The organism is Shewanella sp. 10B, assembly GCF_023475885.1.
Classification (GTDB): domain Bacteria; phylum Pseudomonadota; class Gammaproteobacteria; order Enterobacterales; family Shewanellaceae; genus Shewanella; species Shewanella mangrovisoli.
On record NZ_JAMDJO010000007.1, the window covers coordinates 66,479 to 86,170 of the forward strand.

Annotated in this window: 23 protein-coding genes; 12 read left to right on the forward strand and 11 right to left on the reverse strand. The window is 49.1% G+C overall.

Annotation, left to right across the window (positions count from 1 at the left end; all coding sequences use genetic code 11):
* Positions 1–111: 111 nt before the first annotated feature.
* The 4 genes from M0415_RS18090 (at position 112) to katG (ending at position 5,066) form a co-directional block, all read left to right on the forward strand.
* Positions 112–873: an SDR family NAD(P)-dependent oxidoreductase gene (locus M0415_RS18090; protein WP_249553129.1), complete on the forward strand. Its 762-nt coding sequence runs from the start codon at positions 112–114 to the stop codon at positions 871–873.
* 44 nt (positions 874–917) lie between these two features.
* Positions 918–1,424 (forward strand): 2,4'-dihydroxyacetophenone dioxygenase family protein, encoded by a 507-nt coding sequence (locus M0415_RS18095; protein WP_249553131.1) that lies wholly within the window; start codon positions 918–920, stop codon positions 1,422–1,424.
* A 49-nt stretch (positions 1,425–1,473) separates the two neighbouring features.
* Positions 1,474–2,526: a zinc-binding dehydrogenase gene (locus tag M0415_RS18100; protein ID WP_249553133.1), complete on the forward strand. Its 1,053-nt coding sequence runs from the start codon at positions 1,474–1,476 to the stop codon at positions 2,524–2,526.
* A 353-nt stretch (positions 2,527–2,879) separates the two neighbouring features.
* Entirely contained in the window at positions 2,880–5,066 is a 2,187-nt protein-coding gene (gene katG / locus M0415_RS18105; RefSeq protein ID WP_249553140.1) for a catalase/peroxidase HPI, read from the forward strand.
* 86 nt (positions 5,067–5,152) lie between these two features.
* Here katG and M0415_RS18110 read toward each other — a convergent pair whose 3' ends face one another.
* From M0415_RS18110 to M0415_RS18125, 4 genes are all read right to left on the reverse strand, one after another.
* Positions 5,153–6,367 (reverse strand): 4Fe-4S binding protein, encoded by a 1,215-nt coding sequence (locus M0415_RS18110; protein WP_249553143.1) that lies wholly within the window; start codon positions 6,365–6,367, stop codon positions 5,153–5,155.
* 207 nt (positions 6,368–6,574) lie between these two features.
* The gene (locus M0415_RS18115) at positions 6,575–8,308 is read right to left on the reverse strand and encodes a GGDEF domain-containing protein (protein WP_249553146.1); all 1,734 of its coding nucleotides are present in this window, start codon (positions 8,306–8,308) and stop codon (positions 6,575–6,577) included.
* Positions 8,309–8,506: 198 nt separating this feature from the next.
* Positions 8,507–9,160 carry a DUF2959 domain-containing protein gene (locus tag M0415_RS18120; protein ID WP_088212583.1) on the reverse strand — a complete coding sequence of 218 codons (654 nt, stop codon included), beginning with the start codon at positions 9,158–9,160 and terminating at the stop codon, positions 8,507–8,509.
* A gap of 29 nt (positions 9,161–9,189) precedes the next feature.
* Positions 9,190–9,411 carry a hypothetical protein gene (locus tag M0415_RS18125; protein ID WP_088212584.1) on the reverse strand — a complete coding sequence of 74 codons (222 nt, stop codon included), beginning with the start codon at positions 9,409–9,411 and terminating at the stop codon, positions 9,190–9,192.
* 81 nt (positions 9,412–9,492) lie between these two features.
* Here M0415_RS18125 and M0415_RS18130 point away from each other — a divergent pair, with 81 nt between their 5' ends.
* The 6 genes from M0415_RS18130 (at position 9,493) to azoR (ending at position 13,763) form a co-directional block, all read left to right on the forward strand.
* Positions 9,493–10,506 carry a virulence factor BrkB family protein gene (locus M0415_RS18130; protein WP_249553149.1) on the forward strand — a complete coding sequence of 338 codons (1,014 nt, stop codon included), beginning with the start codon at positions 9,493–9,495 and terminating at the stop codon, positions 10,504–10,506.
* A 41-nt stretch (positions 10,507–10,547) separates the two neighbouring features.
* Entirely contained in the window at positions 10,548–11,504 is a 957-nt protein-coding gene (locus tag M0415_RS18135) for an alpha/beta fold hydrolase (RefSeq protein ID WP_249553152.1), read from the forward strand.
* Entirely contained in the window at positions 11,501–12,103 is a 603-nt protein-coding gene (locus tag M0415_RS18140; protein WP_249553165.1) for a hypothetical protein, read from the forward strand. Before M0415_RS18135 ends, M0415_RS18140 begins: the two co-directional genes overlap by 4 nt.
* A gap of 15 nt (positions 12,104–12,118) precedes the next feature.
* Positions 12,119–12,556 (forward strand): D-aminoacyl-tRNA deacylase, encoded by a 438-nt coding sequence (gene dtd, locus M0415_RS18145; protein ID WP_249553173.1) that lies wholly within the window; start codon positions 12,119–12,121, stop codon positions 12,554–12,556.
* A gap of 39 nt (positions 12,557–12,595) precedes the next feature.
* Complete coding sequence (locus M0415_RS18150; protein WP_249553175.1) at positions 12,596–13,033, forward strand: thioesterase domain-containing protein; 438 nt, start codon at positions 12,596–12,598, stop codon at positions 13,031–13,033.
* 133 nt (positions 13,034–13,166) lie between these two features.
* A complete protein-coding gene (gene azoR, locus M0415_RS18155) occupies positions 13,167–13,763 on the forward strand; it encodes an FMN-dependent NADH-azoreductase (protein WP_011715548.1) in 597 nt (198 codons plus the stop codon).
* 61 nt (positions 13,764–13,824) lie between these two features.
* Here the strand turns inward: azoR and M0415_RS18160 are convergent, their stop codons facing one another.
* The 3 genes from M0415_RS18160 to M0415_RS18170 form a co-directional block, all read right to left on the reverse strand.
* Positions 13,825–13,989, reverse strand: coding sequence for a hypothetical protein (locus M0415_RS18160; protein ID WP_249553177.1), 165 nt, complete (start codon positions 13,987–13,989; stop codon positions 13,825–13,827).
* Between the two features lie 41 nt (positions 13,990–14,030).
* Complete coding sequence (locus M0415_RS18165; RefSeq protein ID WP_011627458.1) at positions 14,031–14,354, reverse strand: rhodanese-like domain-containing protein; 324 nt, start codon at positions 14,352–14,354, stop codon at positions 14,031–14,033.
* Between the two features lie 95 nt (positions 14,355–14,449).
* Complete coding sequence (locus M0415_RS18170) at positions 14,450–15,025, reverse strand: helix-turn-helix domain-containing protein (protein WP_249553183.1); 576 nt, start codon at positions 15,023–15,025, stop codon at positions 14,450–14,452.
* A gap of 129 nt (positions 15,026–15,154) precedes the next feature.
* Here M0415_RS18170 and M0415_RS18175 point away from each other — a divergent pair, with 129 nt between their 5' ends.
* Positions 15,155–16,342, forward strand: coding sequence for a benzoate/H(+) symporter BenE family transporter (locus M0415_RS18175; protein WP_249556565.1), 1,188 nt, complete (start codon positions 15,155–15,157; stop codon positions 16,340–16,342).
* A 59-nt stretch (positions 16,343–16,401) separates the two neighbouring features.
* On the opposite strand, the gene M0415_RS18180 is transcribed toward M0415_RS18175, so the two are convergent.
* Positions 16,402–16,857 carry a GNAT family N-acetyltransferase gene (locus tag M0415_RS18180; protein WP_249553185.1) on the reverse strand — a complete coding sequence of 152 codons (456 nt, stop codon included), beginning with the start codon at positions 16,855–16,857 and terminating at the stop codon, positions 16,402–16,404.
* Positions 16,858–17,212: 355 nt separating this feature from the next.
* Between M0415_RS18180 and M0415_RS18185 the strand changes: the two genes are divergently transcribed.
* Positions 17,213–17,854: a CatB-related O-acetyltransferase gene (locus M0415_RS18185; protein ID WP_249553187.1), complete on the forward strand. Its 642-nt coding sequence runs from the start codon at positions 17,213–17,215 to the stop codon at positions 17,852–17,854.
* Positions 17,855–18,054: 200 nt separating this feature from the next.
* Here M0415_RS18185 and M0415_RS18190 read toward each other — a convergent pair whose 3' ends face one another.
* The 3 genes from M0415_RS18190 to M0415_RS18200 form a co-directional block, all read right to left on the reverse strand.
* A complete protein-coding gene (locus M0415_RS18190) occupies positions 18,055–18,486 on the reverse strand; it encodes a hypothetical protein (RefSeq protein ID WP_011715554.1) in 432 nt (143 codons plus the stop codon).
* A gap of 54 nt (positions 18,487–18,540) precedes the next feature.
* On the reverse strand, positions 18,541–19,011 hold the full coding sequence (locus tag M0415_RS18195) for a hypothetical protein (protein WP_249553189.1): 471 nt from the start codon (positions 19,009–19,011) through the stop codon (positions 18,541–18,543).
* Between the two features lie 177 nt (positions 19,012–19,188).
* The gene (locus tag M0415_RS18200) at positions 19,189–19,407 is read right to left on the reverse strand and encodes a hypothetical protein (RefSeq protein WP_249553192.1); all 219 of its coding nucleotides are present in this window, start codon (positions 19,405–19,407) and stop codon (positions 19,189–19,191) included.
* Positions 19,408–19,692: the final 285 nt, after the last annotated feature.

Sequence of the window (19,692 nt, forward strand, 5' to 3'; positions counted from 1 at the left end):
ACTCGCAATATATCAAATTTGGCTCGTAATAAGTCAAGAAGATGTGCAATTAACCATCTAAATTAACAACGTCTTAATAATGAAATTGATAAATATAAAAAGAGGACAGCTATGCGTTTACTGAATAAAACCGCCGTGGTGACAGGGGCTGCCGGGGGCATAGGGCAAGCCATCATCCGTAAACTGCTCGCCGAAGGGGCTCGCGTTGTTGCTGCCGATCTGTCGGCCGATGCGCTCAAAGTATTTAACGATTTTCCCGCCGATAAGTTGGTGACTTTTAGCGTCGATGTGACCGACTACAAGCAAGTTGAAGCCATGGTCAAGCATGCGGCTGACCAGTTCGGTCAGCTCGATATTCTGATCAATAACGCCGGCATTGGCTTGGCTAAGCCGCTGTTACAGCATGATCCTATTAATGATTTTGAACCTGTCACCAATGTAAACCAAAAAGGTGTGTACCACGGCATCCTCGCCGGTGGCCGTCAATTCCAAGCCCAAGGCTCTCGGGGTGTGATTTTAAATACTTCGTCGGTTTACGCGCAGATCGCCTCAGAAATGACCTTCACCTACAACGTCAGTAAAGCCGCCGTAGACATGATGACCAAATGCGCCGCGCTTGAATTGGCGCCGCTTGGCGTGCGGGTTTGCGCCGTTGCGCCGGGCCGTGTCGATACGCCTATGCTGCGTCAGTACGAGGCGCTCGGGTTATGGGAACACATTCGTAAAGAGCAAATGCGTCAAGAATTTACCCAACCGAATGAGATTGCCGATGTGATGGCGTTTCTCGTTAGTGACGAGGCCAACTGCATCAATGGCTGCACAGTGAACGCCTCCGACGGCTTTGAAAACTTTAAATATCCACTGCTGGGGTAGTGGAAGCTTGACCCTGCACAATAACAACAATGAGGAATGCAAACATGGCTCTACCAGAAGTGATTAATCATCAAGACTTTTTATTAACCCTCAACACCAACGAGGAGCAGATCATCAAAGATGCGCTGCCGGGCGTTGATGTGTACCCGTTATTTTTAGATCCTGAAAACGGTATCTGGGTGATCCGCGCTAAGTTTAAGCCGGGTATTACCTTACCTAAGCATTTCCACACGGGAGTGGTGCATTTCTATACCTTAGCGGGTCGTTGGAACTACCTTGAATACCCAGGCCAACCGCAAACCGCGGGCAGCTACTTGTACGAGCCAGGCGGTTCTATCCACACTTTCCATTGCCCTGCGGATTCCGAAGGCGCCGATGGTGTGATGGTGATTACCGGGGTGAACGTTAACTTCGATGCCGATGGTAACTTTATGTTCATTATGGATGCAGGTTGGATTGAGCAGGCGCTCTTAGCGGCGGCAAAGGCACAGGGCATTAAGCCACGTTACATTAAACCCGGTGCGTTAGCGCGCATGAGCGATGCTGAATAAGGATCCCGTAATGAGCATAATGAATGCACCCACAATGAAGGCACCCACAATGAAAGCAATAGTGATGCAGGATGGCGAAGTCAGCCTGCAACAGGTTGAACTGCCTAATCCACAGGTCGGCCAAGTGTTAGTGCGTAGTCTCGCCTGTGGGATCTGTGGCTCGGATATTCATATCACCCGCCACTACAACGAAGTGTTCGATTTCTATCGTAAGCTTGGGGTAATGCCAGAGGGAATTGATAACCACGCTCCTGTGATGTTAGGTCATGAGTTTTGTGCCGAAGTGGTCGAGTTCGGCCCCGAAACCCAGCAAACCTTAGCTCTAGGAACTCGAGTCACTTCGGTACCTATACTGATGAGCCAAAATGGTGCGGGTGTGGGGGTGACTCCTGGTGTTAATGGGGCCTATTCTGAATATTTTATTCTCGATGAAGCGCTGTTAATCCCTGTGCCTGACCATTTACCACCAGAAGCCGTGGCACTAACCGAACCCTTAGCCGTAGGGTTACATGCTGTAAATCGGGGGAACGTCGGCGCAGAAGATACGGCATTAGTGGTAGGTTGTGGCCCAATTGGTTTAGCTGCCATTTCTGCACTGCATCTACGCGGAGTGCGCAACATTATTGCGGCCGACCTACAGGGCGAAAAACTGCAATTAGCCCGTGAATTTGGTGCGACTCACACTGTTAACCCAGGTGAGCAGGACGAGGTCGCCTATGCCGCCGAAGTTGCCGCAGGCCATCGTGTGGTGATTTTCGAATGCGTGGGCATCCACAAGCTTATCGAAGGCTTTGTGAAGCGTGCGCCAGCTAAAGCCACCATAGTGGTAACAGGTATTCACACCGCAGAAGCGAATATCAACTACGCCTATGCCACAGTGAAAGAGCTGGATATGCGTTTCTCTTACTACTATCAGCCAGATGAATTCGCTGCCTGTTTAACGGAATTAGCTCAGGGCACTATTCCTTGGCGTAAGGTACTCACGGGTAAAGTGGGGATGGATGGGGTATCGGCGGCATTCAAGCAATTAATGCAACCGAATCCACATATTAAGGTTGTGATTGAACCTTGGCGTAACGGCGAGTTGGAGACGCTCAACTAATCGTTCAACGCGCTCAATCAAATTAAGCCGCTAACTCGTTTAGCGGCTTTTTTGTTTATTGTTGCTATTTTTGTTATCCTCAATTGGCTAATTTTTAATCCTGAACTGGTTCACAAAATAGCGACTTTTGACCGATTTCGATTGTGTTTTGTTGAATCTAGCCTAGGGTTAATGGTTGGGCCAATCCCTAGTGATGGCATTGTCTTTGTTACCAAATTTGTCTTTTTTGCTGTCACAAGATTGCCAATAAGCCTTGGCAAACTGTGAAGGCTCTCGTTTCGACCGTAGTGTGTCTAGCAAGAGTTTTAGGGCGCGCTACTCCCGTTAGTGCAAGCTAAGTAAAGGAATATTCAATGGACAAGACGCAAAGCTCCCAAGGTAAATGCCCCGTGATGCATGGGGCGAATTCGGCGGTCGCCAGCAACAATATGGATTGGTGGCCTAAGGCACTTAATCTCGATATTTTGCACCAGCACGATAAGAAGACGGATCCTATGGATCCTAAGTTTAACTATCGCGACGCCTTCAACAGCTTAGATCTCGCCACGGTGAAGCGCGACCTCAATGCCTTAATGACCGACAGCCAAGATTGGTGGCCCGCCGATTGGGGACACTATGGCGGCCTGATGATCCGTATGGCATGGCACTCGGCCGGAACCTACAGAGTTGCCGATGGCCGTGGCGGCGCGGGAACGGGCAATCAGCGCTTTGCGCCACTCAATAGCTGGCCCGATAACGCCAACTTGGACAAGGCGCGTCGTCTACTCTGGCCGATCAAGAAAAAATACGGTAACAAACTCTCATGGGCGGATTTAATGATCCTCGCGGGCAATGTGGCCTACGAGTCTATGGGTTTAAAAACCTATGGATTCGCCGGTGGCCGAGAGGATATTTGGCATCCCGAGAAGGACATTTATTGGGGCTCTGAGAAGCAATGGTTAGCGCCGACGGAAAATCCCAACAGTCGTTATTCTGGCGAGCGCGACCTTGAAAACCCCTTGGCCGCCGTGATGATGGGGCTGATCTATGTGAATCCTGAAGGGGTTGATGGCAAACCCGATCCCCTGCGTACCGCCCAAGATGTGCGTGTCACCTTTGCACGAATGGCGATGAATGATGAAGAAACCGTGGCCTTAACCGCCGGCGGCCACACTGTCGGTAAATGCCATGGTAATGGTAAGGCGCAGGATCTTGGCCCCGAGCCTGAGGGCGAAGAACTTGAGGCCCAAGGTTTGGGCTGGCTCAATAAAAAAGGCTTAGGTACGGGCGCGAATGCCGTGACCAGTGGCCTCGAAGGCGCTTGGACAACTCATCCCACCCAGTGGGATAACGGTTATTTTCACCTATTGTTAAATTACGACTGGGAATTGAAAAAAAGCCCCGCGGGCGCCTCACAGTGGGAACCCATTAACATCAAAGAGGAAGATAAAGTCGTTTCTGTAGGCGATCCGAATCGCAAGTTTAATCCCATCATGACAGATGCGGATATGGCGATGAAGATGGATCCTGAGTATCGCAAAATCTCCGAGAAGTTTTATCAAGACCCCGCCTATTTCTCCGAGGTATTTGCCCGTGCTTGGTTTAAGTTAACTCACCGCGATCTAGGGCCTAAGAGTCGCTACTTGGGGCCAGAAGTGCCGAATGAGGATTTGCTTTGGCAAGACCCGATCCCAAGCGTCGATTACCGTTTAGATGCCAGTGAGATTGTTGAGCTGAAGGCGAAATTATTAGCCTCGGGGCTCAGCGTATCTGAGTTAGTGGCAACGGCGTGGGACAGTGCCCGCACCTTCCGTGGCTCGGATTTCCGTGGTGGCGCCAATGGCGCGCGGATCCGCTTAGCACCGCAAAAGGATTGGCAGGCCAACGAACCCGAGCGGCTGCAAAAGGTGCTTAAAGTATTAACCGAATTGCAGGCAAGCCTAAGCAAAAAAGTCAGCATTGCCGACTTAATCGTACTGGGCGGCGCCGCAGCGATTGAAAAGGCCGCCCACGATGCGGGAGTCAAAATCACAGTGCCCTTTATCCCCGGCCGTGGCGATGCGACGCAGGAAATGACAGATGTGGAATCCTTTGCCGTACTCGAGCCCTTGCACGATGCGTATCGCAACTGGCAGAAAAAGGATTATGTGGTTCAGCCCGAGGAGATGATGCTCGATCGCACTCAATTGATGGGGTTAACCGCCCATGAGATGACTGTGCTGATTGGGGGGATGCGGGTGTTAGGCACTAACTATGGCGGCACGCGTCACGGCGTGTTTACCGACAAAGTGGGTGTGTTAACCAATGATTTCTTTGTGAATCTCACCGACATGGCCTACAACTGGAAGCTTGTGGGTAGCAATCTTTATGAGATAGTCGAGCGTAAAACTGGCGCGGTGAAGTGGACAGCGACCCGCGTCGATCTGGTGTTTGGCTCCAACTCGATTTTGCGCTCCTATGCCGAGGTATATGCGCAGGATGATGCCAAAGAGAAGTTTGTGTATGACTTTGTGGTCGCTTGGACTAAGGTGATGAATGCCGATAGGTTTGACCTTGCCTAATCATTAGCACTTAAACTTAGCGTGAACATAAAAGGTGCAGCTTGGGCTGCACCTTTTTTATATCTATTTATCAATAAATCAGAGAATTAATGACCCACGCGGTCAATTACTTGGATAAGCTCCATGCGGATACTGTCCGGTGTTTGGCTATGCCAGAACCCGGCTAAATAGGCGCCCAGCGGCAGGGCAAAGAGTGCCAATAATAACAAAACTAACAAGCCTTTATGGCTAACTCTGTGGCCCGATTTTAGGCCAAAACCGAGCGCCGCCGATTTAGGGCAAGCGGCCACACAGCGCATACAGGCTTGGCATTCGTCGCTGCGTACCGTGGTTTTGGTGTGCACTATGATGTTGGCTGGGCAGGCGCGGGTACATTTGTCGCACTTCATACCCTTGGCTTCAATCAGACAATGCTGAGTATTGCGGCGGATCTTGAGTGGACTAGCGAAACTTAAGATCCCCAGCATGGCGCCATAGGGACACAAGTAGCGGCAAAAACCTTGGCGACGCCACGCAGCTAGGGCAAGGATAAGAGCAAAGCAGGCTAAGGTAATGAGCCCTGGCGTGACAAAAAACAGCGCCATCTTAAGGTCGGCAATCTTGTGGTAGTTACCCTGTAGATAATAGGGGATCGATTCGCTAGGCATACCGATGACGATGTAAAACAGCGCCAGTAGTAATAGGTACTTAAGCATACGCAGTGGCCAGTCTAACCATGCGGGTGGCGCAAGTTCTGCTTTGATAAAGCGTTTGCGTAAGGCGTAGAGGTATTCGCCAGCGAGTCCTAATGGGCAGGCCCAGCCACAAAAGGCGCGTTTGCAGAGTAAGCCCGTGAGTAGCACGGCGGCGAGCATGACGGCTGCGGCAGGGTGCGTTTGGTCCCACAGGTTGAGCGCCAAAATGGCTTTTAGCTCAATTCCGCCCGCGATAGGCAAGAAGGCGTCGGCGACATCTGGGCGCATCAACCAAGGCACTATGCCTTGTTTAAGCTGGATAGCATTGATGCAGTATTGGATGGCGACGATAAACAGCGAGAGCGCGAGCAGATGCTGACAGCCTTCGCGCAGGGTGTTGATTTTTATCTCACCCTTTAATTCCTCAGGGGCGAACTTGTTGGCTATCAGGCATAACGGCAAGGCAATGGCTAGGGCGAGCGCCAAAGGCCAGTAGAGGCTAATCGCTACGGCGCCAACACTTAAGAGTAAGGTGGCAACGGCGCCCCATTTTTTACCGCTCCAATAACTTAAGGATGCGATATACATCAGGGCCAACATCAGGGTAAGAGATTCAATAAAAGTCATGTTAATACTGCAAATAGAATACACGTATTCCATCTGAGTGGCTTTGGTTGGATAAGTTTTTGAGCCTAAAGCGAAATTGTGCGGCAGATCCGATATTTACAGTATGCCGTGGTAAAAGCGAGTGATAACTCACAAAGCCGACACAGCACCCTATAGACCGAGTCGATTTTGTAGAGTAGGAGATGGCACTCGCTTCGGTTTGCCGTGTTAGTTTATGCCTTCCTGTATCTCTAATAGATTGATTTCACTGGATTGCACATTGTTACGGCCCTGATGTTTAGCGCGATACAGGGCATCGTCCGCGAGCTTGATGGCATGCTCTAGGGGATGGGCAAAATCAACGGCCGCCACCCCAAGACTGAGGGTGACAGTAAACACTTCTTGCGTCTCGGCCATAAAGCTTAACCCGGCGACGGCGCTGCGAATACGTTCGGCGCATTGGTGTGCCTCGGTGAGGGACACGTCATACAGCAACATAATAAATTCTTCGCCGCCGTAGCGCGCCACTATGTCGCATTTACGCGCATGCTGTTTGAGGGTGGTGGCAATATCGATAATGACCTGATCGCCCATCAGGTGGCCGTATTTGTCGTTTACCCGTTTGAACAGGTCGATATCACAGATAATCACCGCCATGGGTTGTTGTGTCACGCTCGCCTGCATGTAGATCCGCTGCGCTTCTTTGTGGAAATGACGGCGATTAAATAAATGGGTGAGCGAATCGGTAGCCGCTTGATATTTAAGTTCTTCCTGCGACGCTTTAATTTCTTCGAGCAGACGGATGCGATAGGCGATGATGAGGGCAAGCACTAGCGCCTCTAGCATAATGCCCACGCCGACACCGTGGCTTGAGAGATAGCTAAACTCGGCGCGGCCTTTGTAAAACATCACCGCAAGACCACTAAAACCGACGAAAAGACAGTGACCGAGGAGAAAGTATTTCGCGATGGGATGTCGTTTTATTACCAGCGAAATCGTGACCGAGAGGGTGGTTAGCATCATCAAGGCTGCCAAGCTGCTGGAATAGCGCAGCGCACCAACGATATCCACCACGCCGTAACAAAATTCGGCCACTAACAGGGCGAGCACAAACACGAGAGCGTAATGCTCGAAGCGATAATGTTGCCGAGTCTCGAAAATATCCATCATAAATAAAATCAAAAAGATGGGCATGGTCATCAGGGTAAGGTGCCAATACAGGCTCGCCGAGCCGTAAAACGCGAATACTTCGGCGACCAGCCCATAGGAGAGGGCAATCCAGATCCCGCCTGAGATTAAGTAACAGGCGTAAAACAAATTGTCCCGCTGGCGGGAATACATAAATAACAATAGGTTGTAGATAATCAGCGCCAGCAGCATACCCACCATCACGGCGATATCGGTAAAACTGCCGAGCAATGCTCGTTGGGATTGTTCCTTGTTGTATAAATCGATTGAGAACCATTGGTGTGAAAAGGACACGCTTTCGACGTATAGGGTTTTCTTTTGCAGTGGCGCGAGTGTGACCTCAAATACCGCCGCACCGCCATAGAGCCAGCCATAGGTGCTTGGATCATCGAGGTCGAGTATTCGGCGCTGCATCTCCTGCCCATCGACTGTTTCATAGAGTCCAACCTGGCGATTGTGATAGGCGTAGGGATGGTGCAGATACAGGGTTTGTGGGTTATCGCTGGTATTTACTAAGGGGATTTTTGCCCAGGTTTTGATGGCGGCAGTGCCTAGGGATACGCGATTACTGGAGTCGATAAAGGTTTGTTGCGTGACTTCAGTAAAGGGCATGTTCTCCGAGGTATCGACAAAATAGCTCATCGGAAAGTCGGTGAGACTGGTCGTATTATCCTGCCAGGATATCTCTGCCGTTGCGGCCTTGGTCGTGAATGTCACGCAGATGAGCAGCAATGCTCCCAATGTGAGTAAACCCATCCATGTCGCTCGGCCCATACAGATTCTCTTGATTAACGTTGAGCTAACAAGTATGCCATAAAGTATCAATAGCGTACTGAGAATGAAAAAAAATCAGCGAGATTAGGGGATTTTATCGGGTTGAATAAAGCGGTAAACAGCAGGCGTAATGGAAGATTTAAGAGGGCATCGACCTTGCCAGCCTCTGAGGCTGACAAGGCAAGATGACGGCGAGCGTTAACCTTTAGAGTTTTCGAGGGCCTCGATAAACTTGGTCGACTCGTTGATCGATTTGTTCATCTCTTTGATTAGGCCTGAAATATCCGTCTGCAAACTCGCAAATTCCCCTTTAATCGCGCCAATCGCTTGAGCATTCAAGTTATGCTTTAAATACAGCATATTGTCTTTCATGGCGGTGAGGATGGGTGGCATTTTAGATTCGGCGCGGCGCATGGTTTTCATCAGTTGCTCGTAGGAACGGCGGGTTTCCTTGAGCTTGGTTTCACTGTTGCGGCGCAGGCTGGCTTTGCTGATCTCGCCGATTTCGGCTTGCCACTCATCGAAGAGCGCCTCGGCGACATCTTCGACTTTATTGATGCGATTACTCACGTCATCGGCGGCACTTTGGGCTGACTCGTATTCATCTTTGGCCTTGTTATAGGCCTTTTCGAGGTTGCCACCATCGTGGTTGAGCAGGGCTTGCATCTCCTCGAGTGCTGAGCTGAACTCTTTTTGGGCATCCTCTTGGGATTCTTTTGCGGCTTTCACTCTGTCGACCATGATGTCGCGCTTGTGGTAGCCCACTTTTTCCATGGCGCCGTAATAGGCGCTCTGGCAGCCCGTCAGCAATAGCGTTGCCGCCATCAGGCTAGAGGTGATCAATCTTTTCATTGGGTATTCCGTCACTGAGTCAAATGAAGTTAGTCGGCCTTAAAACGCGCCGCATCGATAATGCTCCAGAGGTGAAAGATAGCACCTATTACCGCAGGGACCACTAACCACCAGAGGGCATAGCCAACCACAGTGACCACGAAAAACAGCAATGCAGCCATAATTCGTCCCTGTACCAGTTGACCTAGGCCGGGAAAGAACAGACTGGCGATAGCGGCGATAACGTTGCCCGCAGATCCTTGTTGTGACATCAATTCACTCCTTAGACTTGTAAATTAAGTGTTTATTGTACGAAGATAACGAGTCAATACCAACAGAATCAAGAGAAACCCGTGACTAAGAAGATAGAACTGGCACAAATTCAAGTCTTATTCCTCGGGATCTGGCGCTTCCTGCTGCATTTACGTCAGCGTTTAGTGGAAGATCAAATCAATATTCGCGCCGGCCATTTGGCCTATGTCACCCTGTTATCCCTTGTGCCTATGGTAGCTGTGACTATGTCCATGCTGTCGGCTTTCCCTGTGTTTAAGGGGATCCGTGGTCAAATCGAAGCCTTCGTTTACGAGAATTTTCTGCCCGCGGCGGGCGATACAGTACAAGTTTATATCAATGAATTTGTTGGCAATGCCTCTAAGGGCACGGCCGTGGGGATCGCGGCTCTCGTGGTGGTAGCGATCATGTTGATCTCTGCCATCGATAAGTCGCTGAATAATATCTGGCGAACTAAGGAAAAACGTTCTGTGGTCGTGGCCTTTTCCATGTATTGGATGGTGATTACCTTAGGCCCAGTGCTGGTGGGCGCGAGCCTAGTCGCGACCTCCTATGTAGTGTCGTTAAAACTGTTTGAGGGCGATACCTTATCCGGGGTTATGCCGCTATTTATCGAACGTTTGCCTATGCTGTTTTCGGTGGCAGCGTTCTTACTGCTCTATATGGTGGTGCCGAATCAAAAGGTGAAGTTTTGGCACGCACTATTGGGTGCTGTCGTGGCAGCCTTGCTATTCGAGCTGGGGAAAAAGGGCTTTGCGCTGTATGTGACTAAATTCCCTAGTTATGAGGCCATTTACGGCGCATTGGCGACCATCCCTATTCTGTTCGTTTGGGTCTATTTATCTTGGATGATAGTGCTGCTGGGCGCCGAAATTACCGCAGCCATGCCTGAGTATTTGGACTATGAGTCCAGCAGCGATATTAATGAAACTAATCTCGATGGTGAGCCCTTAGCGGCGCAGGATACACCCACCGTGAAGCCCGAAACACCATCTGCCCAATCAAGCCAAGAGGTTGATACGATGGGTGAACTTGCCGCAAACGCGCCACAATCGACTACACTGGATAAGCCGTAGCTAATCATCCACCAAGACATTCAACGAACCTTATCCCGCCTATGATCACTGATGCCCATCAGCTTGCCCCTTTTATCCGCCGTGATTGGTTGATGGTGGGCAATGGGCAGCAGTTGCATCTGGCTCAATATGGTAATCCGCAGGGTATTCCGCTGCTGTATTTGCATGGCGGCCCAGGGGCGGGAACTTCGGTCAGTGAACTGAGTTTATTTAACCCCGAGCACTACTGGATTTTACTGCTAGATCAACGTGGTGCGGGGCAATCACTGCCTACTGGCGAGTTGGAGCATAATCATTTAAATGGACTTATCAGCGATATTGAGGCGATTCGCATTCACTTAGGCATAGAACGTTGGTGCTTAGCGGGTGGCTCATTTGGCGCCACCTTAGCCTTAATTTACAGTGGTTTATTTCCCCATCGAGTGATTGCCCAAGTGCTGTGGGCGGTGTTTATTCCCTCAGAGGCCGGTATTGAATGGCTCTATGCCCCCTCGGGCGCAGCGCAGTTATATCCGCAGGCTTATCGTGAATTTGCTGCACCTTCTATTGGTTTGGCGGATTTATTTACGCACTATCAGCTAGGATTTAACGCCCAAGATGAAGCAACCCGTCATGAATTTGCCCGCCGTTGGATCCAATGGGAATTAACCTTAGCGGGCATGCTAACAGGCTTACCGAAGCGGCTTGCGCCGCCGCTATTGGCCTTGGCTCAAATCGAGCTGCACTATGCAAAAAATGATTACTTCAATATGTTCAGCGTATTACAGCGGGTGACATCGCAAGTCACAGCGCGTACCCTGCTATTACAAGGCACGCAGGATGCTGTCTGTCCGGCACGTTTATTAGCCGCATTTTTGGCAAAAATCGACAACCCTAGGATACAAATTCATACCATTGTCGATGGTGGGCATTCGCTGAATAGTGACATACTCTCACTTGCCGTCACACTCGAGATCCAAGCCATGTGGACATGGATAAAGCGACAGGAGCTAGCATGAAATTAGCCGTTATCATTGCCGCCATTTTGGGATTAACTGCCTGCGCGGCCACCTCATCTCCTACCCCAGAGTCTCAATCCTCATCTTCTGCGGTCGAGTCCACTGAGGCGCGCGCTCCCGTGGCGCCTAAAGTGGTGCAGTTGGCGGGAATGACCAACGAGGCCGCCGCCGATACCTTGTATCAGGCCTTGCTCAATGCCAACTATTTAGCCATCAAAGCCGGGGCGGATAAGGTTGCGGTGCAGTTTGGCAATAATGACTTTATGCTCGAACCCAGCATGAATGCAGCGGGGATTGACCGTATTCTGATGAACCGTTTTTATGCGGTGCATCCGCAGTTGCAGGCCAATCCTGAACTGCCCGCGGTGATTGGTGAGCTGAATGCCAAGCTCAATTTTGCTAAATTCGTGCTGCGTGAGCAGGGCGCAGTGATCCAAATCCAAGGCACAGTGACCTTTGCCGATAAGGTCGAAATCGAGGAACTTCGCCGCTTTATGCTGTGGACCGATGGCGGTTTAGCGGAAATTGCCCAGTCATTACCCGAAGGTGTGGAGCAGTATCTGCGTCCTATCCCCTTGATGCCCCTCGTTAAGTCTTAATTTAAAGGAAAAGTTGTGATCGCGTTAATTCAAAGAGTGAGCCGCGCCAGCGTGGTGGTGGACAATCAAACCATAGGTGCAATCGATAAGGGCTTGTTAGTTTTACTTGGGGTTGAGCGGGAAGATAACCGCGAGAAGATGCAAAAATTAGCCACTAAGGTGATGAGTTATCGAGTGTTTTCCGATGAAAATGGCAAGATGAACCTCAACTTAACTCAGGCGGGTGGCTCGCTTTTAGTGGTTTCGCAATTTACCTTGGCTGCCGACACTGGCCGTGGCCTGCGCCCGAGCTTTTCGGGGGCGGGTACACCTGAGCAAGCGTTTGGCCTGTATGAAGACTTTGTCGCCTTTTGCCGCGCGCAGGGCGTGACCACAGAAACGGGACAATTTGGCGCCGATATGAAGGTTGAGCTAATCAACGATGGCCCTGTGACCTTCAATTTGCAGGTGTAACCTACAGGACAGTGTGCCAACGGCAGTAAGGACATGCACATGGATGAATTATTAAACCAATTGCGCCAGACCTGGCACAGCACCATTCCCGTTAGCGAGTTTATGCAGATAGCGCCAGTTTCCTTTGTCGAAGGGGAGCTGCGCGTGAGTGCGCCACTGGCGCCGAATATCAACCTGCATAACACTATGTTTGCGGGCAGTATTTATACCCTTATGACCCTCACTGGCTGGGGCATGGTGTGGCTGCAACAGCAGCTTCAACAGGTGGATGGCGACATAGTGTTAGCCGATGCCCATATCCGCTACATGGCGCCCGTGACCAGTGCACCCGAGGTCAAAGTGCGTTGGCCTGAAACGGATTTAAGCTCGCTGCAACGGGGGCGTAAAGCCAAAGTCAAACTCGAAGTACAACTCTTTTGTGACGACAAACTCTGCGCCCAATTCGATGGCTTGTATGTCAGTGTGCCTAAAATGTAAAACCTTTCTAAAAAATCGAAATCAATCTCAAATTTTATCCGCTTTTTTTCTTTTTTATGGGCTAATAAACTAAGCCCATAGAGTCGAGAGCAAGTTGAAAGACTCTCAAGAATTTCAATTTTCGGAGCAGATTATGTCTAAAGTCCTAGTGTTAAAATCCAGTATTCTTGGCGGTTATTCACAATCTGCCTTGTTAGTTGACCACCTGATCGGTAAATGGGAAGACCAAGGCGCGACCATCACAGTTCGCGATTTAGCGGGTAAAGATGTGTTGCCAATGGTTGATGGTGAAATTGCCTCTGGCCTGCGTGGCGGCGCTGAGTTAACCGCACGTCAGCAAGAGATGCTCGATCTGTCTAACGCCTTAGTTGAAGAGTTAAAAGCGAACGACACTATTGTGATCACCGCGCCTATGTACAACTTCAACATTCCAACCCAGCTGAAAAACTGGATTGATTTTGTGGCCCGTGCAGGTGTGACTTTCACTTATACCGAAAACGGCCCTAAAGGTTTAGTGGAAGGTAAACGTGCCGTGTTGATCACCACTCGTGGTGGCGCCCATAAAGATGGTCCAACGGATCACATTGTACCTTTCTTAAAAACCTTCCTCGGCTTTATCGGGATCACCGACGTGGAAGTGGTTTATGGCGAAGCGCTGAACATGGGTCCAGAAGCTAACCAAAAAGGTATCAGCGAAGCGAAACAAAGCCTCGATGCGTTAACCGTTTAATCGTCAAGATAATAAAAAATGCCAGCGTAAATGCTGGCATTTTTGTTTCTGCAGCAAGCGATTATTCGCACAGCTTGCAACCGAGGGACATAGCGCTGGTTTCGATATAACGCACCTTAGTGCTGGCTTGGCAACGGTTGCGGCTCACGCTGTAGCGGGCTTCACGAACCACCTTGGGCTCCGGCAGTTGTTCGCCGCTAGTTGGGCGTGGGCACTTTGTTGTCATCCGCACCTCCTCACGCATAGTTGATCTGCTTGGCTTAGGTTTTAGCTTGGCTGGCAGCACACTAAATCTTTTAGCGAGCCACCGTTAACCACACATTCAAAACCATTGGCCCTTAAAATATCGCAACCCTTTTGGGCACGAATGCCTGCGCCGCAGTAAAGCACAAAGGGATGCTGTTTATTTTCAACCTGATGTAACCATTGGTCGAGCGTTGGCAGCGGCACGTTGATGGCTTGAGGCAAATGACCCGAGGCAAACTCCTCCGGTGAGCGCACATCGATAACGCGCGCACCTTGATCAATCAATTGCCAACACTTTTCACCGTTGCTGCTACCAGATAATTTAGCCAGTAAAGATTGAAACATAGCTTTGCCTCTATGATTAGAAAATTTTCAATAAGTTTATTCTAATGGATTGGCAGGTGCAAGCGGCAATCTGTTGGGCGCTTGGCTTGTCGGCGCTACTCGGTGGCAGGCAGTTCCCTGTGATAGTGGATAAGATCATGAAACACCACGGGTAGATCGCTTAAGTTACGGTAACCATGGGGTTTATCGGCGGCAAAGCGCACGGCTTCACCCTGCTGTAATGGCTGCCACTGACCATCGACTAACACTTCCATTGTGCCGCTCAGCACGATCACATGCTCGGTCACACCCGCCTCATGGGGCTCGGAGAGGCGCTCATAGTGGGGCAATAGGGTGAGTTCAAACATCTCAAAACCAAAACGTGGCTCAAAGGGAAATAGCGACGCCACTAACATGCCATCGGTTGCTGGCTTTTGGCGTAATGCATCGGCGTTACGAAAGACGGCGCCTTGGCTCTCGGGCGTTGGCTCCAAAAAGGTCGAGAGTGAGGTATTAAAACCGCTGGCGATTTTCCACAGGGTGGCAATGGTGGGGCTAGATTCGCCGCGCTCAATCTGGCCTATCATGGCCTTGCTTACGCCTGTCTCGAGTGCCGCTTTATCTAAGCTCCAACCCTTTTGGCTGCGCAGTTGTTTTAGGGTCGCGGCAAGATAACTGTTGATGGTCTGCATTAGGTTCTGACGCTTAAAAAATCATTTGTACGTTATAACGCACAAGTGCTATCTTGTCCATCTTGTGCGTTATAGCGCACGATAAGTGGTTCGATGATCAAGACAAAGGTAGGCAGAGGAGTAGGGATGATGTGGCGCGAGGCTTTAGGACTATCAAAAATATCGGCGGGCTTTATTGCCGTGCTGGTGGGCTACAGCAGTTCGGCGGTGATTATCCTGCAGGCGGCGGACGCTGTGGGCGCGACATCGGCACAAATGAGTTCATGGCTGTGGGCCTTGGGTGTCGGCATGGGGCTCACCAGTATTGGCCTGTCTCTCTACTATAAAAATCCGGTGCTTACGGCATGGTCGACACCTGGGGCGGCGCTGATGGTCAGCAGCCTTGCGGGATTGAGTATCCATGAAGCCGTAGGTGCCTTTCTAGTGAGTTCGTTGCTGATCACCCTCTGCGGCTTGGCAGGCTGGATGGATAAGCTTATTCGTATCATGCCACCCTCGGTGGCAGCGGCCATGTTAGCGGGGATTTTATTGCAGTTTGGCTTAGGGTTATTTCAAGCCATGCAGACCCAGCTGAGTCTAATCCTCTTGATGTTACTAGTCTTTGTTGTGCTTAAGCCCTGGGCGCCGCGCTACATTATGTTGCTTACCCTCGTTGCGGGGATAGGGATGAGCTATCAATTGGATTTATTGCAATTAGATAAGCTTGAGCTGCAATTCGCCGCCCCCGTATGGATAGCGCCTACGTTTTCTATCGCTAGCGTGGTGGGCGTGGCGCTGCCCTTATTTGTGGTGACTATGGCTTCGCAGAATATGCCTGGAGTGGCCGCGCTTCACGGCCATGGTTATCGTCCGCCTATCTCGCCATTAATTACCGTGACGGGTCTGATGGGCGTGCTGTTTGCACCCTTTGGTGGCTTTGCTTTTAATCTCTCGGCGATTACTGCGGCAATTTGTATGGGTAAAGAGGCTGACCCTAACCCCGCAACTCGTTATTGGGCGGCGGTGTGGGGCGGAGTCTTTTATTTGATAACAGGTCTACTCGGCGCAACTGTGGTGGGGCTCTTCGCTGCATTTCCGAAGGAATTAGTGCTGGCGATTGCAGGATTAGCCCTGCTTGGCACCATAGGTAATAGTCTGACCGCTGCGCTCGCGGATAACGACGAGCGAGAGGTGGCTGTGATTACGTTTCTCGTCACCGCCTCGGGTGTGAGTATGTTGGGGATCGGCAGTGCCTTCTGGGGATTATTACTCGGATTTTTAATGCATTACTGGCACAAGCATCGCGTCTTAACCACAGCTAAACAGGCAAAAGCTTAGCTGTGGTTAGGTCTAGATTGCGGTTCGCCACCTTAGTGGATTGATGTGAGTACAGAGGCCTAGAGTTTTTTGGTCATAAATAGGCTATTGGGGTCGAGCACGTAATCGGCAAATGGGCCGCACAGCTCGAAACCAAATTTGGCATACAGGTTACGGGCAGGCTGGAAAAAGGCCATTGAGCCAGTTTCTAAACTGAGGCGTTGTACACCGGCGGCTTTGGCGTCATTGATCAAATGCTGCAATACCTTAGAAGCAATTCCCTGTTGTTTGTAGGTGGTGGCGGTGCGCATCGATTTGATCTCCGCATGTTCGGCATCTAACCATTTTAGTGCACCGCAGCCCGCCAGATTTCGGCCATCCCACAGTGTCCAAAAGCGAATATTGGGTTGGCGCAGGCCATCCAAGTCTAATGCGTGCACACTCTCCGGCGGCGAGGTTGCCCGCATATCCTCGAGGTGTTCAGTTAAAAGTGCTGCAATTTCAGGCCCTTTTAGATCATCTAGTATTATTTTCATTGTTGCTCTCAAGATTAAAATTCCCTGTGTTGTCGCTTATCCATCATAGCGTTATCGCGTTTGGTTGTTTTTAGGGTTAAAACGCCGCGGTGGATAAGCAAAGCCTAAGCCAACAAAGCGAATGGCATCTGCCTGAACTACAGCATCTTATTGGTAATAGGTTTGCCGATACGGCGTAGGCTGTTGTAACTTATGCTCGTAACGCTGAGCTATGGTGCTCTAGCATCCACTTCAAACACTTGAGTTTATTTATGCCGTTTATCTCTTCACCTTTATTAAAACAGCCTCGAATTCACTGACGACATAGTCTTTATTTGTCAAATTTCGATTAATTAACATGAGGTTGAAGATACTAATGGAAAATAAGCATTGGTCCAAAGTCCAGTTGCTGCATCAAGTAGTGACAAATCCGAATATTACTATCAAAGGTGAGCACAGTTATTACAGCGATTGCTGGGATAAGGGCTTCGAAGAGTCAGTCGTTCGATATCTCTATGGTGACGAAATCAGCCTAACTTGGGATCCGCTGTGGGAAATAGATAAGCTCCACATTGGTGATTACGTCTGCATAGGGGCGGAAGCTGTTATTCTGATGGGGGGAAATCATACCCACAGGGCCGACTGGTTTTGTTTATATCCTTTTATGGACGTTATAGAGGAAGCCTATGTTGGCAAAGGTGATACGCATATAGGCGATGGTGTATGGTTGGGCATGAGAGCCATGATTATGCCGGGTGTTTCGATAGGGGAAGGCGCTATCGTTGCGGCAAATAGCGTTGTCACTCAAGATGTTGCTCCCTATAGCATAGTAGGGGGAACCCCTGCCAAATTGGTTAAATATCGTTTCGAAGCCTCTGTTATCGATGAGTTATTAGGCCTAAGGATTTACGATTGGCCTCAGGCAAAATTTGAGTCACTCAGGCGATATTTATGTGCATCGGATATTGAGAAACTTAAAGAGGCCGCTTTAGCTTACGATGCACAGCATAGCGCTTGACCAGCATCTTATAGCGGTGATTAAACGTGTTATGCCTCCGGTTTCACTCACAAAGGCTGGAGGCAAAATAAAAGCCGAGATGATGCTCGGCTTTTATCTTTACGATTCTTTTGGAAAATAGAGATATCCAGCATTAATGGCCTAGCACTCGATCGTTGAGTGATGCCAGCTCTACTTTGGTTTTACTGTCTGCACTGTGTCTACAGGATAACCAATTCCCCTGTTTGGGTTATGCCACACGGCCAGACACCGTTTTTATATAATGCTAAGATGGTTAACCATTTTCCAGGCTGATTGGAAAGGACTTCTTTGGCTGCATGTTTACAAGCGAACAGCGCGCTACCCTTCATTGGCTCTGTATAGTTATGTGGGCCATTAACGAGTTTAGGGTGAGCATTCCCTACAGTGCGCAACGATCTTAACGCGGCTTTATAAACCCTCTTCTCAGCCTCTTTGTCGTAAGGCCGTTGGTCTGCATTAGCCGTAAATGTTCCTTCGAACGGATCGGATTGATCTCTACTGGTCGGCAACCAATCCCATTCAAATTGCAATTGAGAAAGCGCTAAGATGTGCTCAGCTTGGCTCAACCAATTGGTATTCTCTATTTGTTCAATCAGTGTTTCGATGTTCATTAGTTGTTAATGCCCAAAGCGGTTCTGTGACTTTATTACGATACTTTGTTAGCTCTATTTTGATTTACTAATCAATAGCTTGAGGTTATCCCAAAAGGTCTTAGCAGTATTTAAATTCTTGTGGCCAGCTTGGGTTAGTACGAGATCATTAGACTGTCTTTCTATACACACTAGTGCCCGTTCCTTGAGCTGTTTCCCCATTTTGTCGTCCATCAATAATGCTGAGAGGGCGATGCTAATAGTGGCCACATCATTAATCGACAACGTTGTGTAGCTATTGGTGATCATTTTCTTGAGGACGGCGGGTGGATACTCGGGGATCCATTGTTTTACTCCCCAAATTTTTAATAACCGATCGAGAAAACCCTTTGGATTTTTTGTTCTCTGTCTCCACTCGATATAAATTCCTAGCGCATCCATGAACGAGTCAAAATACCAATCTTGGAATTGCGATACTAATTTATAATCTTCAGGTTTCGTGCGTTTAAACTTATCTAATACTACAGAGGTTGATAATTCTTCCATACACATTACTTCGATGAGCCTGAAAACACATAACAATTTGTATTGTGCATGCGCACATAATCTTTCTTCAGGCTAGTTGGTAAAATAATTTGCAGCCTACTGATTTACATTTGGTTTATACAGTAGCAAAAATCATTTTTAGCTGGAACTATGCATTTGCATGATTTTTCTAGTTTTTTAAATGCATATTTCATTGGTGAATTGAAGGTTCATAATGTTTGTTACAGTAGTTTGAGAACCATCACGAATATCGATAGATATCCAATTTCCAGCTTCAAGGTATGAACGTAGCTGAGGTTCATTACAGACTTTACTATTAATTATAGATTTGGAATTAGACTTTATCTTTTCGATATCAACATTTGGTTTATCCATTCCTTGTATTTCTAGTGCCAAGGATATTCCTGATGCGCTAGTTTTGAACCATGTCATTTTTATCTTTTCGTCATCGTCAGTAAAATATACTCGCATCCTTTCTTCTAAGTTTTTTCTGGTTGTTCTTTTAAATCCTCAACGTAATACATCCAGCCAAGGTTTAGTGTGAATGCCACAAAAATGAAGGTTTTTAGGGGGTTCTTAAATTTCACAAAGTTCGACCGAATGTATATAACATTTGTATAGTGCACATAATCTCACATCCTATGACTTAGCAGGAAAACTTTCAACAAACTGATTTAAATG